This window comes from Stenotrophomonas sp. yr243 (genome assembly GCF_900184195.1).
Lineage (GTDB): Bacteria > Pseudomonadota > Gammaproteobacteria > Xanthomonadales > Xanthomonadaceae > Stenotrophomonas > Stenotrophomonas lactitubi.
Genome location: NZ_FXWT01000001.1, coordinates 341,457 through 356,898, shown reverse-complemented (window position 1 = coordinate 356,898; position 15,442 = coordinate 341,457). Strand labels below are relative to the sequence as shown.

At 67.4% G+C, this 15,442-nt stretch carries 12 protein-coding genes; 10 read left to right on the top strand and 2 right to left on the bottom strand.

Annotated elements, in window-relative coordinates:
- The first annotated feature begins 105 nt into the window (after positions 1-105).
- The 10 genes from QOL57_RS01675 to QOL57_RS01630 all read left to right on the top strand — a co-directional run bounded on the left by QOL57_RS01675 (position 106) and on the right by QOL57_RS01630 (position 11,740).
- Positions 106-2,682, top strand: a complete 2,577-nt coding sequence (locus QOL57_RS01675) for a TonB-dependent receptor (RefSeq protein ID WP_089240593.1) — start codon at positions 106-108, stop codon at positions 2,680-2,682.
- A gap of 52 nt (positions 2,683-2,734) precedes the next feature.
- Entirely contained in the window at positions 2,735-3,316 is a 582-nt protein-coding gene (gene msuE / locus QOL57_RS01670) for an FMN reductase (protein WP_089240595.1), read from the top strand.
- A 3-nt stretch (positions 3,317-3,319) separates the two neighbouring features.
- A complete protein-coding gene (locus tag QOL57_RS01665) occupies positions 3,320-4,345 on the top strand; it encodes an LLM class flavin-dependent oxidoreductase (protein ID WP_089240597.1) in 1,026 nt (341 codons plus the stop codon).
- Positions 4,346-4,511: 166 nt separating this feature from the next.
- Complete coding sequence (locus QOL57_RS01660; RefSeq protein ID WP_089240600.1) at positions 4,512-4,874, top strand: DUF3088 family protein; 363 nt, start codon at positions 4,512-4,514, stop codon at positions 4,872-4,874.
- A gap of 14 nt (positions 4,875-4,888) precedes the next feature.
- Positions 4,889-5,866: an LLM class flavin-dependent oxidoreductase gene (locus tag QOL57_RS01655; RefSeq protein WP_089240602.1), complete on the top strand. Its 978-nt coding sequence runs from the start codon at positions 4,889-4,891 to the stop codon at positions 5,864-5,866.
- A 16-nt stretch (positions 5,867-5,882) separates the two neighbouring features.
- Positions 5,883-7,226 carry an LLM class flavin-dependent oxidoreductase gene (locus QOL57_RS01650; RefSeq protein WP_089240604.1) on the top strand — a complete coding sequence of 448 codons (1,344 nt, stop codon included), beginning with the start codon at positions 5,883-5,885 and terminating at the stop codon, positions 7,224-7,226.
- A 4-nt stretch (positions 7,227-7,230) separates the two neighbouring features.
- A complete protein-coding gene (locus tag QOL57_RS01645) occupies positions 7,231-8,451 on the top strand; it encodes a M20 aminoacylase family protein (RefSeq protein WP_089240606.1) in 1,221 nt (406 codons plus the stop codon).
- Positions 8,448-9,008, top strand: a complete 561-nt coding sequence (locus tag QOL57_RS01640; protein WP_089240608.1) for a GNAT family N-acetyltransferase — start codon at positions 8,448-8,450, stop codon at positions 9,006-9,008. The genes QOL57_RS01645 and QOL57_RS01640 overlap by 4 nt, the downstream gene beginning before the upstream one ends.
- Entirely contained in the window at positions 9,005-10,747 is a 1,743-nt protein-coding gene (locus tag QOL57_RS01635) for an amino acid ABC transporter permease/ATP-binding protein (RefSeq protein ID WP_089240610.1), read from the top strand. The genes QOL57_RS01640 and QOL57_RS01635 overlap by 4 nt, the downstream gene beginning before the upstream one ends.
- 18 nt (positions 10,748-10,765) lie before the next feature.
- A complete protein-coding gene (locus tag QOL57_RS01630) occupies positions 10,766-11,740 on the top strand; it encodes an ABC transporter substrate-binding protein (protein ID WP_089240612.1) in 975 nt (324 codons plus the stop codon).
- A 103-nt stretch (positions 11,741-11,843) separates the two neighbouring features.
- Here the strand turns inward: QOL57_RS01630 and QOL57_RS01625 are convergent, their stop codons facing one another.
- Both QOL57_RS01625 and QOL57_RS01620 read right to left on the bottom strand, forming a co-directional pair.
- On the bottom strand, positions 11,844-12,215 hold the full coding sequence (locus tag QOL57_RS01625; protein ID WP_157803073.1) for an Imm1 family immunity protein: 372 nt from the start codon (positions 12,213-12,215) through the stop codon (positions 11,844-11,846).
- Between the two features lie 22 nt (positions 12,216-12,237).
- A complete protein-coding gene (locus QOL57_RS01620) occupies positions 12,238-15,357 on the bottom strand; it encodes a discoidin domain-containing protein (RefSeq protein ID WP_089240616.1) in 3,120 nt (1,039 codons plus the stop codon).
- Positions 15,358-15,442 lie beyond the last annotated feature (85 nt).

Sequence of the window (15,442 nt, the reverse complement as noted above, 5' to 3'; positions counted from 1 at the left end):
GTGGCTGGCGCGATGTGACGGTCACATGACGCGATATCCGCTGTTGCGCGTTGGGCGTGGGCCCTTGAATGGAGGCGTGTCTCCGGCCCACCCCCACGAGCCCCCATGCCTGCTGCCCACATTCCTGCGCTGTCCACGCTCTCCCTTCTGATTGCCGCCGCCCTGGCCGCTGCCCCGGCGTATGCGGCTGATGCCGATGCGCCGTCGGCGACCACTGCCACTTCCGCCAACCTTGCCGCGTCCACGCTGGATGCGGTGGTGGTGACCGGTTCGCGCACCGGTACGCGCACGGTGAAGAACAGTTCGACACCGATCGACGTGATTTCCGCCGAGGACCTGGCAGCTACCGGACAGGCCAACCTGCTGGAAGCGCTGCAGCGCAGCCTGCCGTCGCTCAGCCAGATTGGTGGCTATCAAAGCGACCAGGAAAGCCTGATCCGCGGCTACCAGCTGCGCAACCTGTCGCCGGGCTACACGCTGGTGCTGGTGAACGGCAAGCGGCGCAACGCCAGTGCGTACGTCAGTGGTGCCAACGGTGGCGGCTATCCGGGCCACGCCTGGGCCGATCTGGCGCTGATTCCGGTGTCGGCCATCGACCACGTGGAAGTACTGCGTGATGGCGCATCGGCCATCTACGGTTCGGACGCGATCACCGGGGTGATCAACGTGATCCTGAAGTCGCAGGCGCACGGTGGCGACGTGTCGGTGGAGAGCGGGCAGAGCACCGATGGTGACGGCAGCCGCACCAGCGTGCGCGCCAACATCGGCCTGCCCTGGGGCGAGGATGGCTTCATCAACCTGTCCGGCGAGAGCACGCGCCAGCACCATGCGATCCGCACGCGACGCTATATCGATGGCTACCTGAGCTATCCGGCGGTGGACGGCAACGGCAACCTGGTGGCGCTGCGGCCGAACAACCGGCTGCCGACAGGTGCGTCGCCGAACCCGGCCGAGGCCGGGCGCGATGCGGAGGCCAACATCATCCTCAGCTCGCCGTCGTATGCGTTGAAGGCCTTCGCGGTGAACGTGGGCCATGGGCTGGGCGAGAACGCGCAGTTCTACGCCAATGCGACGGCCAGTGACCGTACCGCGCAGGCGATCCAGAATTTCCGGCTGCCGGCGACGATCTTCACCACCTACAGGGCGCCGGGCGTGCTGAGCGTGTTTCCCGACGGCTTCCTGCCGGTGCTGGAAACCAAGGAGAAGCAGTACACCGGCACGGCCGGGGTGAAGGGGCAGGTTGCGGGCTGGAACTACGACGTCAGCCTGACCGGCAACCGCAACACGGTGCGCACCTACACCCGCAATTCGGTGAACTATTCGCTGCCGTACCCTGGCTCGCCCACCGACTTCTACGACGGCAAGCTGGACTACCAGCAGGGCATTGCCAACCTCGATCTTCGTCGCAGCTTCGAGGTGGCGGCCTTCGCATCGCCGCTGGAAGTGAGTGCCGGTGCCGAATACCAGCACGAGCAGTACGAGCGCGGGGCAGGGCAGTGGGAGTCGTACACCGGCTTCGGTGCGGCCGCGTTCGTGGGCTATTCCACCGCCGATGCGGTGAAGGCCACCCGTAACAGCAAGGCGGTGTACGCAGGTGCGGCGACCAACATCACCTCGCGCTGGTACCTGGATGCGGCCGCGCGCTGGGAAGACCATTCCGACTTCGGCACGGTGTCGACCGGTCGGCTGACCACGCGCTTCGACTTCACCGACGCGCTGGGTGTGCGTGCCACGGTCAGCAACGGCTTCCACGCGCCGAGCCTGGGGGCGCAGTTCTACCAGGCCACCGGCAGCTGCCCGTGCGGTACCACGCTGGTGGCGCAGGTCGCTTCGCCGGCAGCGGTGGCGCTGGGCGCCACGCCGCTGAAGCCGGAGAAAGCCACCAACTACAGCCTCGGTGTAACCTGGGACCCGAGCCCGGCCTTCCATCTGGCGGTGGATGCGTACCAGATCGACATTCGCGGCCAACTCGGCCAGTCCAGCCAGATCGGCTACAACGCGCAGGACCCGGCGCGGGTGACCGACAACAGCGGCACCGTGCTGACCGCTGCGCAGAAGAACACGATTGATGCGCTGCTGGGTACGGCCGGCATCAGCATCCTGCCCGGTGATGCGTTCTACGCCAGCTATTTCACCAACGTGGGCGACACCCGCACGCGCGGTGTGGAGCTGACCCTGGAAGCGAACCAGGAAACACAGTGGGGCAAGCTGCGCTGGACCTACGCGGCCAACGTGGGCCGCACCACCATCCAGAAGGTGAGCGCGATTCCGCAGGCGTTGCAGGGGCTGCCGAACATCAACCTGCTGACCAAGTCGAGTGAGTACGCGTTGCGCTTCCGCACGCCGTCGTACACGCAGGTGGCGGGGCTGGGCTGGCAGAACGGGCGCTGGCGCTCGAACGTGGACTTCACTTACTACGGCCCGATCAAGCGCCTGAACAACGGCGTGGAGTACAAGCAGCCGCCGGTGCTGGTGACCAACCTGTCCGGCGGGGTGGAGCTGGGTGCGGGCTGGAGCGCGGCACTGGGCATCAACAACCTGTTCGACAAGCGCACCCGCAAGGTGCCCGCGTACGCACGCAGCGCCACCGATGTGGCCAGCATCGAGACCACCTGGGACAGCGGTGATGTGCTGAGCAACGTCGGGACGTTCTGGTACGGGCGCGTCAACTATCGGTTCTGAGGTTCATGCAACACGCAGCCGAGCATGGCTCGGCGCTACATGGGAGCGTTTCATGTCATCTGCATTGAATGTGGTTGCGTTGATTGGTTCGCCGACGGCATCGGCCAACTCGCGCACGTTGCTGCTGGTGCGGCATCTGCTGGAAGAGCTGCGAGAGCGGGTCAACATCAGCGTGGAGCTGGTCGAGCTGGCGCCGATCGCGCGCTCGCTGGGGCAGGCGCTGCAGCGTAGTGAAGTGGAGCCGCAGGTGGAGCGCGCGCTGGCCACGATTGAATCGGCGCAGCTGCTGGTAGCGGCCACGCCGGTGTATCGTGGGTCCTATCCGGGCCTGTTCAAGCACCTGATCGACTTCATTGAACTGGACGCTCTGGTGGATACGCCGGTACTGCTGGCCGCGACCGGTGGCAGCGAGCGCCACGCGCTGGTGATCGACCATCAGCTGCGGCCGCTCTTCAGCTTCCTGCAGGCGCATACGTTGCCGATCGGGGTGTATGCCACGCCGGCCGACTTCGACGGCGACCGCATCAACAGTGCTGCACTGCAGGCGCGCATCCAACTGGCGGCCGAGCGTGCAGCGGGACACCTGGCGCCACTGGCGGCGGCGCTGCCGGCGCCGCTGCGCAGGATCGCCTAGGACATGGCGGTGCAGCTGCGGCACCTGGCGTTCCTCACGCCCGGAAGCTATCTGCCGGAACAACCACGCGCGGGCCTGGACGCGACGCTGGCGTTGATCGCGTTTGCCGAACAGCTGGGCTATGACGGCGCGTGGGTGCGCCACCGTCACTTGGAACCGGGCATCAGCTCGGCAGCGGTGTTCCTGGCGGCGGCCAGCCAGCACACCACGCGCATCGAGCTGGGCAGTGCAGTGATCCAGCTGGGCTATGAAGCACCGTTCCGCCTGGCCGAGGATCTGTCGTTGCTGGATGCGCTGGCCGGTGGCCGGCTGCAGGTGGGCGTCAGTACCGGCGCGCCGCCACACGGGGAACTGGTTGGGCCACTGCTGTACGACAGCGACCCTGCGCACATCGACTTTTCCCATGGCCGGGTGGCGCGGTTGCTGGAAGCGCTGCGGGGGGAGCCGTTGGGTGCCGACGATGCCGAGGTCGGCAATGCTGCCACGCGCTATCGGCCGAGACTGCAGCCGCATGCGCCGGGGCTGGTGGACCGGGTCTGGTATGGCGCTGGCTCTCTGCAGTCGGCGCGTTCGGCGGGTGAGCAGGGGCTGCATCTGCTGCTGGGCAACGTCAACCGCGCCGAGCTGAGTGATGACTTCTTCGTCGCTCAGCTGCAGCACCTGCAGGCCTATCGCGCTGCACTGCCGGTGGACAGCCCGCGCCGCGTGGCGGTGGGGCGGGTGCTGGTGCCCACCGATGGTGTGGATGCGGCCACGCGCCAGCGGATCGACGCCTTCAGTGCGCAGCGGCATGCGCGCACCCTGGCCCCGCAAGGGCCGCGTCGCACCATGTTCGCACCCGACGTGGTCGGCAGCACGGCGCAGATCATCGCGCGGTTGCAGACCGATCCGCTGCTGCAGCAGGTGGACGAGCTTCGCGTGGAACTGCCCTATGAGCTGCCCGAGCAGGACTACCGGCGCATCCTCACTACGGTGATCGAGGACATCGCGCCGGCACTGGGCTGGCGCGCGCCTGCACAGGCGGCCTGACGCCACCCGCGCCCATAACGGCCGGCAGTCTGCTTATTGCCAACCTGCATCTGCATGGCCGGATCCGACCGTGGATTGTCGAGTTCTGGCGCTGGCATCGGGCCTTCCTTCTCTAGCATCGATATCGAAGCGGCAGTGCATTGCCGGCCCCTACGAGGACGATTCCGTGGCTGTAGACGCAACCCACAAACCCATCCTGTTCCTGCTGGACCGCGAGTTCGAGGACGGCCAGTTGCCCGGACAACGCTTCTTCTGCCGGCACAGCCTGCTGCTGGAAGGTGCGCTGTCGAGCATCGACGGCCTGGACGCGCAACTGGACGTGCGCCGTATCGGCTTCAGCCGGCCGCGCCGCGAGGTGATTGCCGAGATCGGCGAGCAGGACCAGTCGCTGCCGAAGCTGGTGCTGCCGCAGGGCGTGGTCAATGAACACGCCAGTGGTGAGTACCAGCAGCGCCAGTACATCTCCGGTGCCGAGCCGATCCTGGCGGCGCTGAACGGCCTGCTGGGCATTCCCGTGGCCCATCCCTGAGCGAGGACGTGACGATGAGCTACCTCACCAGCGTGTTGGACAAGAGCCCAGTGGCCGACGGCAGCACGCCGGAACAGGCGCTGCGCAACAGCCTGCAACTGGCGCAGCGTGCCGAGCAGCTGGGCTATCACCGTTACTGGTTTGCCGAGCACCACGCGGCGCCGACGCTGGCCAGCCCGGCACCGGAAGTACTGGCGGCGTGGGTGCTGGCGCAGACCCGGCGCATCCGCATCGGCAGTGGCGGGGTGATGCTGCGCCACTACGCACCGTACAAGGTGGCCGAGAACTTCAACCTGCTGGCGGCACTGGCGCCGGGGCGCGTGGATCTGGGCGTGGGCAAGGCACCGGGCGGTCTGCCGGCATCGACTGCCGCACTGGCCGCCGGTCGCCCGGCATTCGCCGATTTCGACCAGCAGCTGCGCGACCTGGAAGGGTATCTGTCCGATGCGCAGGCTGATGCGCAGGCGCGGCCGATTCCGCAGACGTCGCCGGAGCGCTTCCTGCTTGGCGCTAGCCCGCAGAGCGCACGGCAGGCTGCGGAACTGGGCTGGCGCTTCGTGTATGCCGCGCATTTCGACGGTGACCCGAAGCACATCGAGGCCGCCTTCGAGGCGTATCGCACGGTGTCCGCGCACGCCCCGTTGCTGGCAACGGTGGCCTTCGCCGCGCCCACCAGCGAGGCCGCTGCGCGCCATATCGGCGCGCTGCGGGTCTACAAGCTGCACCTGGGCCCCGGACAGACGGTGAACCTGCCCAGCCCCGAGGCCGCTGCCGAGTACGCACGGCAGGTGGGTGTCACTGATTTCCGCGTCGAAGAAACACGCCCCAGCGTGCTCTCTGGCGACGCGCAGCACGTACGCAGCGAGCTGGATGCGCTGCATCGACGCTTCGGCGTGGGTGAATTCATCCTCGACGCGCCGGTGGCCGACCTCGACGCACGCCTGACGTCCCTTGAACTGCTGTCGCCCGCTCCCCGCGCGGCGGTGGCCTGACTGCTGGAGCGACCCCATGAGCACGACCCCGCGTCCCATCCCGTTCGGCATCATGCTGCAGGGCCCCGGCAGCCACATGCATGCCTGGAAGCATCCGTCCAACGCGCCCGATGCCAGCGTCAACCTGGGCTATTACATCGATATCGCGCGCACCGCCGAGGACAACGGCATCGCCTTCGGCTTCGTTGCTGACGGCCTGTACATCAATGAGAAGTCGATCCCGCATTTCCTCAACCGTTTCGAGCCGATCTCGCTGCTGTCGGCACTGGCGACGGCAACGAAGAAGATCGGCCTGGCCGGCACGCTTTCCACCTCGTACAGCGATCCGTTCACCGTAGCCCGCCAGTTCGCCTCGCTGGACGTGCTCAGCGGTGGCCGCGCCGGCTGGAACGTGGTGACCTCGCCGCTGGAAGGTTCGGGCCGCAACTACGGCCGCCCGCATCCGGAACACGCGCTGCGCTACCAGATTGCCGATGAGTACCTTGAGGTGGTGCAGGGCCTGTGGGATTCGTGGGATGACGATGCGTTCGTGCGCGACCGCGACAGCGGCACGTTCTTCGCACCGGAGAAGTTCCGTCGCCTCGACCACAAGGGCCGCTTCTTCCAGGTGGAAGGTCCGCTCAACATCCAGCGCTCGCCGCAGGGGCAGCCGGTGATCTTCCAGGCCGGTTCGTCCGACGATGGCATTGCGCTGGCCGGCAAGTACGCCGATGCGGTGTTCACCCACGCGCCGTCGCTGGAGGAGACCCGTGCGTTCACCCAGAAGGTGAAGAACTCGGCGATCGCCCATGGCCGCAGCGCCGGGGACGTCAAGATCTTCCCGGGCATCGGCCCGATCGTTGGCCGTACGGCGGAAGAAGCCGAGGCCAAGTACCAGGCGATTGCTGCGCTGGCGGGGCTGGACGATGCATTGGCGTATCTCGGCCGCTTCTTCGACCACCATGACTTCAGCCAGTACGACCCGGACGCGCCGTTCCCGGAGCTGGGCGATATCGGTGCCAATTCCTTCCGCTCCACCACCGACCGCATCAAGCAGGACGCGCGCGAGCAGGGCCTGAGCCTGCGCCAGGTGGCGCTGCAGGCGGTGAGCCCGCGGCCGAACTTCATCGGCACGCCGGAACATGTGGCCGACGAACTGATCCGCTGGTTCGACGCCGGTGCCAGCGATGGCTTCATCCTCGGCTTCGCCGCGCAGCGCGAAGGCCTGGATGATTTCGTGACCCTTGTGCTGCCCTTGCTGGAAGCGCGCGGCTACCACCGCAGTGAGCTCGAAGGAGAGACTCTGCGCGACCACCTGGGCCTGCCACGCAAGGCGAGCCGTTATGCGACCGACGCCGAGCCGGCGCGGAAGGTGGGATAAGGCGATGAGCGGAGATACCTCGGTAGCGCCGGGCCATGCCCGGAGGAATTCGCCGGCAACGGGCGTACTGCCCGAGATCGCGGCACGTGCCGACGAGGCCATCGCGATCCGCCATGACCTGCACCAGCACCCGGAACTGGCCTTCGAAGAACACCGCACCAGTGCCCGCGTGGCGGAACTGCTGCAGCAATGGGGCTACGCGGTCAGCACCGGCATCGGTGGCACCGGTGTGGTCGGTACGCTGCAGCGCGGGCAGGGCAGTCGCCGGTTGGGCCTGCGCGCCGACATCGATGCGCTGCCGATCCATGAAGAATCCGGGCTGGCCTATGCCAGCCAGCGCGAAGGCCTGATGCACGCCTGCGGCCACGATGGCCACACCGCCATCCTGCTCTCGGCCGCCCACTACCTGGCACACCACGGCCGATTCGATGGCACGTTGCAGCTGGTGTTCCAGCCGGCCGAGGAAACCGGGTCAGGTGCTTCGAAGATGATCGCCGATGGCCTGTTCGAACGCTTCCCTGTCGATGCCATCTATGGCCTGCACAATTGGCCGGGTGTGCCGGTGGGTCACTTCGGGTTCGTCGACGGACCCGCAATGGCTTCGGTGGACTGGGCGCGGCTGCGGGTGATCGGCAAGGGCGGTCACGGCGCCGAGCCGCAGGGCAGCGTCGACCCGATCCTGGCCGCTGCACACATCATCACCGCGCTGCAGAGCGTGGTGTCGCGCAATGTCGATCCGCGGCAGATGGGTGTGGTCACCGTCGGTTCGATCCACGGTGGGCAGGCGGCCAATGTCATCCCCGATGTGGTCGAGCTGAAGCTGACTGTGCGTGCGTACCTGCCGGAGGTGCGCGATACGCTGCGCCGACGGGTCACCGACATTGCCGAGCAGACCGCCGCCGCGTTTGGTGCGCGTGCCGAGATCGAATTCCCGCGCGGCTTCCCCAGCGTGATCAACCACCCCGAACAGACTGCGTACATCCGCGAGGTGGCGGTGCAGGGCTTCGGCGCCGGGCAGGTGGTGGAGGCATTCGCACCGCGTACCGCCAGCGAGGACTTCGCCTTCCTGCTGCAGGCGCGGCCGGGCAGTTTCGTGTTCATCGGCAACGGTGACAGCGCGCCGCTGCACAGCCCGCGCTATGTGTTCAACGATGCGGCCATCGCCCCCGCGGCCAGCCTGTGGGCGCGTTTGGCCGAGCACTACCTGGTGGAGGACGTGGCATGAGCGTGCGGTACGACAACGATCGCTTCCTGTACACCGCGGTGGATGACCCGTTGGCGCGGCCGCTGTTTGACGGCCTGGAACAGGAATACGACAACCGCTATGCGGACGTGCGCCGGCGCATTGGTGGCAGCGCCCGCGAAGAACTGCAGCGCTACCCGGCAGCAGCGTTCGCGGCCCCGGTGGGTGCGTTCGTACTGCTGCTGCGCGACGGCGTGGCAATCTCCGGCGGCGCGTTCATGCCACATCGCGACGACGATACCGCCGAGTTCAAGCGTATCTGGACGCTGCCTGGCCTGCGCCGGCAGGGCATCGCCCGTCGCGTACTGCAGGAACTGGAAGACCAGGCTGCGCGGCAGGGCTATCGACGCGTGTTCCTGACCACCGGCTTCCGCCAGCCGGAGGCAGTCGGCCTGTACCTCAGCCACGGCTACACCGCGCTGTTCGATCTGGATGCGGACCCGGAAACCATCGCGCATCTGCCGTTCGAAAAACAACTGGTGCCGCAGCCGCAGGTGGGCGTCGCGCCCGCCATCGCACTGCACGGAGCGGTGGCATGAGCACACCGTCCACCGCTATCGAGGGCATTCCCCGCCAGCCGGCCACAACGCTGAAGATCGTGCCGGCGCGGCACCCGCTGCAGGTGATCGGTACGGTGCTGGCACTGGCGCTGATCCTGATCGGGCTGCAGTCGGTGCTGGGCAACCCGCGCTGGGGCTGGGGCACGTTCGCCGAATGGTTCTTCGCCCGCCCGGTACTGGAAGGGCTGGGGCGGACCTTGCTGCTGACCGCGCTCGGTACCGGCCTCGGCTTCGCGCTGGGCACCCTGCTGGCCCTGGCCCGCGTCTCCGGTTCACCGCTGCTGTCGGCGGTGTCGTGGGGCTACGTGTGGCTGTTCCGTTCGATTCCGCTGCTGGTGCTGTTGCTGCTGCTGAACAACCTGGGCTACCTGTACAGCACCATCGAACTGGGCGTGCCGTTCACCGGCATCAGCCTCTTCTCGTACCCGACCACGCAGTTGATCGGCGTGTTCACTGCGGCGGTACTCGGCCTCACCTTGAACCAGGCCGCGTTCTCGGCCGAGGTGATCCGTGGCGGCATCCTGTCGGTCGACCACGGCCAGTACGAAGCGGCCGCCGCGTTGGGCCTGCCGCGCGGTCGCCAGGTGCGCCGCATCATCCTGCCGCAGGCGATGCGTTCGATCCTGCCGGCGGCGTTCAACGATGTGATCGGGCTGGCCAAGAGCACCTCGGTGGTTTACGTGCTGGCGCTGCCGGAGCTGTTCTACACCGTGCAGGTGATCTACCGCCGCAACCTGGAGGTGGTGCCGCTGCTGATGGTGGCCACGGTCTGGTACCTGGTGATCCTGACGGTGCTGTCGCTGCTGCAACGGCGGGTGGAGCAGCGTTTCGCCCGCGGCCAGTTGCAGCATGAGCGCAACGTGTCGCGGGTACCGTCGACGCCGCCGCGTCCCGTAGCGCCGCCCAGCGCACGCGTACCCAGTCGCGCGGCCTTTGCCGTGCCGATCGAGGCGGGCACGGGCGCCGCCGTTTCACTGCAGGGTGTGGGCAAGGCCTTCGGCGAGCAGACGGTGCTGGATGACGTGCACCTGGAGCTGAAGGCGGGCAGCGTGACCGTGCTGATCGGTCCGTCCGGTGCCGGCAAGTCCACGCTGCTGCGGCTGATCAATCATCTTGAACGCGCTGACAGTGGCTTCGTCACCGTGGGCGGCCAGCTGATTGGCTACCGCCGCGACGGCGACACCCTGTACGAGCTGCCGGAAAGCGAGATCCGCCGGCGCCGCGCGGAAGTCGGCATGGTGTTCCAAGGCTTCAACCTGTTCCCGCACATGACCGCGCTGGAGAACATCATCGAAGCGCCCATCGCCGTGCGCGGCATTTCGCGGGCACAGGCCGAGCAGCAGGCGCGCACCCTGCTGGAGCGGGTGGGGTTGGCCGACAAGGCCGATGCCTTCCCACGCCAGCTGTCCGGTGGCCAGCAGCAGCGCGTGGCCATTGCCCGCGCACTGGCCCTGCAGCCGAAGGTGTTGCTGTTCGACGAGCCGACCTCCGCGCTGGACCCGGAGCTGGTGTCCGAGGTGCTGAGCGTGATCGAGGAGCTGGCCAGTTCCGGCACCACGCTGGTGATCGTCACCCACGAACTGGGCTTCGCCCGCCGTGTGGCCGACCACGTGGTGATGATGGACCAGGGCCGGGTGATCGAGCAGGGCACGCCGGACGCGCTGTTTGAACACCCGCGCCAGCAACGCACCGCCGATTTCCTGGCCAAGACCCTGTAACCCCTTTCGAGAAACCCCATGAGCCCAGCATCGCAGCGACGTCCCGCACGCAGCACCCTGTTGATCGTCGGTGTGCTGGTCATCGGCATCGCCGGCATCGTCTACTCGCGCGTACGCCAGGGCCCCGATGGCGTGCCTGTTGCGGCGACATCGCTTGCAGCCAGCAATGCGGAGATACTGAAGGGCACGCCCGATCCGAAAGCGCAGGCGCTGATTCCGACCGGCTACCGTTTCGTCACCCCGGGTGCCTTCACCATCGCCACCCATCCGGGCCAGCTGCCGTTGGCCGACTACGGTGCCGACAGCAAGGAGGTGGTGGGCGTGGAGCCCGATATCGCACGATTGATCGCCGATGGCCTCGGCCTGAAGCTGGTGGTGGTGCCGGTGGCCTGGGCCGACTGGCCGCTGGGGTTGGAATCGGGCAAGTACGATGCGGTGCTGTCGAACGTGACGGTTACTGAAGAGCGCAAGAAGAAGTTCGATTTCTCCAGCTACCGTTTCGACCTGCTGGGCATCTACACCCGCACCGACGGGCCGATCCAGAAGATCGCCACGCCCGCCGACGTGGCCGGGCTGAAAGTGGTGGTGGGCGCGAGCACCAACCAGGATCAGATCCTGCGCCAATGGGACAAGCAGAACATCGCCGCTGGCCTGAAACCGGTGCAATACCAGTACTTCGATGATGCGGTGATCGGGCGGCTGGCGGTCATCACCGGTCGCGCGGATGTGTCGTTCGAGCCGAATGCCACCGGCGCCTATTCGGCACGCGATGGCAAGGTGCGCCGGGTTGGCCTGTTCCCGGGCGGCTGGCCGGACGCGGCGGCGATCTCGGTGACCACGCGCAAGGGCAGCGGCCTGGCCGACGCGGTGACCCAGGCGCTGAACACGCAGATCAGCAGCGGCACCTACGCGAAGGTGCTGGCGCGCTGGAATGTGGCCGAAGAAGCGGTGCCGCAATCGCAGACCAATCCGCCGGGGCTGCCGGGGTTCTAGCGATGCCGCTTGGTAGGCGTCGAGCTTGCTCGACGGACGGTGTGCCGACCAAGGTCGGCTTCTACCGGCGGGGCATGCCGACCAAGGTCGGCCTCTACCGGGGTCAGGACTGCCAATCGATGTGCTCCGGACGGGCGCCTGCATTGCCGTGAAAGAAACGGATCGCAGCGAAGCACGCCTCGAGGTCGATGCACCATGCCAGCGGATAGCCATCCACCTGGCCGTTGTCGAGCCGGAAATAGGCGTTGCCGGCGCGATGTTCGTTTCCGCAGGAATGGAAGCCGCCGTCGCCCGGCTCGTGCAGGTACATCAGCCACGCGTGCTCCGCATTGCGCAGCATGCACAGCGTTGGCCCATCGGGCACCGATGCCCACAGCTCGAACTGGGGCAGGGATGCGGCCAGCGCCAGTGCGCTGGCCAGCTGTTCGTCGGTAGTGGCGGCAACCGGGCCGCCATTGAGTAGAAGTTCGATCACTTCGGTTCCTGCAGGGGCGTCATTACCAGCGTGCCTCAAGCATACGGAACGGGCCATCGAGCAGCACCCCGTCCTTGTCGAAGCTCTGTACCGATCGCCCGTCGACACGTACGTCCTTCGGCAGGGTGCGGCTCGGCCACCACACACGTACCGGCGTGCCCTTGCGCAGTCCCTTGCCGAGCGAGACCTGCAGCGTTCCATCGCGTTGGTGCGCCTGCATCTGCAGGGTTCCATAGGCAGTGGGCAGGCGGTCGACGGCCAGGCCTTCACCGGCCACCCAGGAAGGCGGCGTACCCGGCAGCAGCGACAGCGCATCATCGTCCTCGCGCATCAGCATGCCGAACAGGGTGCGGCCGTATTCGGCGCCGATCCAGGTGTGCGGCATGTCGCCCAGGTAGCGCGGGAAGCGCAGCCGCGAATGCACGACCTCGGCCAGCACCTGCCATTCCAGCGGCCGGCGATCGTGCAGCAGGCCCTGCAGCAACTCATCGGCCGCTTCAGGCTGGCCCAGATGCACGTAGCTCAGCACGTTGCGGATTTCATACGGCGTGTAGGCATACAGCGCACCGGGCTGGTTGCGCTTGCGCACATCGTCCAGGTAGCGGGCGAAGGTGGTACGCAGGGCCTCGGCGGGCAGCACGCTTTGTGCGCCGGTCGGGTCCAGCGCGATCGACACGCCGGTCGGGTCGCCGTCGCCGAGGTCGGCCGACGAGGGAATGAAGTCGATGCCCTTCCATGCCATCGTTGCGCGGATCGAGGCATGCAAGGCGTCATACAACGCCTTGTACTGTTCGCGCGCCCACTTCGCGGTTTCGTGGTCGCCCAGTGATTCGGCAAGCCACGCGCCGTCATGCCAGCCCTTCAGACCCCAGTAGTCGTCCCAGTAGCTGTGGGTGGGTGATGGGTAGCCCTCGTGGCTGATCGACGGCGCAAGAATGCCGGCGAAGCGCTCCGGTGCGGGCTGGTCGGCCATGTAGCCCGGCACCAGCGTGCGTTCGCGCAGTTCCTGCAGGAAGCGCAGCGCGGCCTTCACCTTGGGTAGATAGGCGCGCACGCTTTCCGGCCCGCCATCCAGCCGTGCAACGTCGGCCACCAGGGTGACGTACTGGCCCTGGCTGTCGTACTCGATGTCCGAGCCGAAACCGGTGTTGACGCTGCCATCGTCGTTGAGGATGGGCGACACCAGACCGTTGCCGTGCACGCCATGTTCGCTGTACCAGGCCAGGTAATCGCGCGCGACCTTGGCTTCGCCCATGCGCAGCAGCATGGCCGAGGTGGCCATGCCGTCGCGGATGAAGGAGCGGTTGTAGTTGCGTGGGCCGGGCTGCATCGCCGGGCCGGTCTGGTTGATCAGCATGTACGCGGCCTGCGCGCGCAGCATGTCCACCAGCGAAGGATCGGGCAGGCGCAGGCCAACCTGGCCCAGGCGCGCCTGCCAATCGGCGGAGGCACGGCTGGCCAGCGTGTCGAAGGCCTTGTCGCCATCGCGCGGCAGCGATGCGAGGTCGAGGGTCGGTGCTTGCGGCAGCACGCCATTGGCATCGGCGGTGGCGGTGCCAAGTGGGAAGGCCACAACCACCGCATCGCTGGCACCGGGTGCCAGGCTGACGCGATAACTCAACGCCGCCGCTGCCAGGCCTGCGGCATCGCTTGCCTGCTGCGCGGCAGGCAGTTGCCCGCTGGCGATGGCCGAGGTGATCTCGGTGTCGCCTTCGTTGCCGAAGGGCGCGGCGCCGGCGGCATCCACCGCGGTGAGTGACTGCAGCAGCGTGCGGCCATTGACGCGCACGGCGTTGCCTGCAACGGCCACTTCGCGGATCGGCGACAGCCCGCCGTTCTGCCACGGCGGGTTCATCTGCATCGGTCGCACCGCAAGGATCAGCGTGCCTTCGATCGCCGTGCTGCCGGTGTTGCGCAGGCGATGGCGTACGAAGGTGACCGGTTGCCCGTCGCGCTCGATGGCGAAGGCTTCGCTGCGCAGTTCCAGCTCCGGTTGCGGTGACCAGGTGGCCGATGGCATCGGCTTCCAGCCATCGCGAAGGGCGTGCTGCACGGGATGTTCGGCGGCACCGGCCGCGCGGCCATCGGCACTGCGCCAGATCGGCTGCACCAGCGGTGCGCCCTTGTAGGCCTCGATGTTGCCGTATTCGTCGAAGATCGATTTCTGCCGGCCGGCATGCACGCCCACCGCGGTCCAGTAGGTCTGCTGCATGTGCAGCGACGCGGGGAACAAGGCGCGCTGGGCGCCGCTGGCGGCGATCTGGTAGCGCTTCATCGGCGTCATCACCGCCTTCGGGCCGAGCAGGCGGATGCGCTTGATCTGCGGTGCATCGCCTTCCACGGTCAGCCGCAGTGCCTGCAGGTCGAGCGGGACGTCGGCTGCCAGCCAACTCTGCTGCCGGCTCGCTGCCTGCGCATCGTGCGCCAGTTCGTGCCAGCGGCCCTTCGCATCCTGCGCCTGCAGCCGTGCAGCGCCGTGCACGTTGGCCCAATCCACCGCCAGCCCGGTGCTTGGCTGCGCACGGGGCAGGGTGATGTCGAGCGTGTGGATGCCACCCTTGCCTGCGGGGATGGCAACCGTGCCGCCGCCCTGCCAGAGCCCAGCGGACTGGGCGGCATCCAGGCCGGTCACCCGCGCAGTAAGTGCAGCGTCGAGCGGCTCCATCTCGAAGATGGAGACGCCCCAGTCGGAGGTGCGCTGCGGGCTGGCCAGGCGCAGATAGCGAGCCTGGCGCGGCGCGAAATACAGGGTCTCGATGCCGCCCAGCGAGTCGGCCATGACATAGGCGCTCTGCCACTGCTTGCCGTCGAGCGAGGTCTGCAGCGAATAGCCTTCGGGGTTGGAGACATCCCAGGTGAGGCGCGCACCGGCCAGCATCGCCGGTTTGCCGAGATCGATCTGGAACCAATGGCCGGGACTGAACGCGCCACCGGTCACCGTTTTCGGATCGTTGTCGATCAGGTGGCTGATCGCCATCGCCGGAACCTGCTGCGATGACGCGCTGGCCTGCCATTGCGCACGAGGCGGCAGGTTCTGTGCGCTCACGGTTGCGGCCAGTGCGAGGGTCGGCAGCAGCAAGGCCAGGGCAAGGCGCCGGTTCGGCGGGCAGGGAGCGGTCCAGCGGTCAGCGCACAACGTCATTGCGAAGGCCTCACATCAGCAGGGCCCGGGAACGGGCGGGCCTACGCTAGCAAGGGATGTAACCGGTTACATGACGCGTCGCAAT

Excerpts from the sequence above, each read along its gene's own strand:
- QOL57_RS01675 (WP_089240593.1), top strand. The coding sequence starts at position 106 with ATGCCTGCTGCCCACATTCCTGCGCTGTCCACGCTCTCCCTTCTGATT.
- QOL57_RS01665 (WP_089240597.1), top strand. The coding sequence starts at position 3,320 with ATGGCGGTGCAGCTGCGGCACCTGGCGTTCCTCACGCCCGGAAGCTAT.
- QOL57_RS01635 (WP_089240610.1), top strand. The coding sequence starts at position 9,005 with ATGAGCACACCGTCCACCGCTATCGAGGGCATTCCCCGCCAGCCGGCC.
- msuE (WP_089240595.1), top strand. The coding sequence starts at position 2,735 with ATGTCATCTGCATTGAATGTGGTTGCGTTGATTGGTTCGCCGACGGCA.
- QOL57_RS01645 (WP_089240606.1), top strand. The coding sequence starts at position 7,231 with ATGAGCGGAGATACCTCGGTAGCGCCGGGCCATGCCCGGAGGAATTCG.
- QOL57_RS01620 (WP_089240616.1), bottom strand. The coding sequence starts at position 15,357 with ATGACGTTGTGCGCTGACCGCTGGACCGCTCCCTGCCCGCCGAACCGG.
- QOL57_RS01630 (WP_089240612.1), top strand. The coding sequence starts at position 10,766 with ATGAGCCCAGCATCGCAGCGACGTCCCGCACGCAGCACCCTGTTGATC.
- QOL57_RS01655 (WP_089240602.1), top strand. The coding sequence starts at position 4,889 with ATGAGCTACCTCACCAGCGTGTTGGACAAGAGCCCAGTGGCCGACGGC.
- QOL57_RS01650 (WP_089240604.1), top strand. The coding sequence starts at position 5,883 with ATGAGCACGACCCCGCGTCCCATCCCGTTCGGCATCATGCTGCAGGGC.
- QOL57_RS01640 (WP_089240608.1), top strand. The coding sequence starts at position 8,448 with ATGAGCGTGCGGTACGACAACGATCGCTTCCTGTACACCGCGGTGGAT.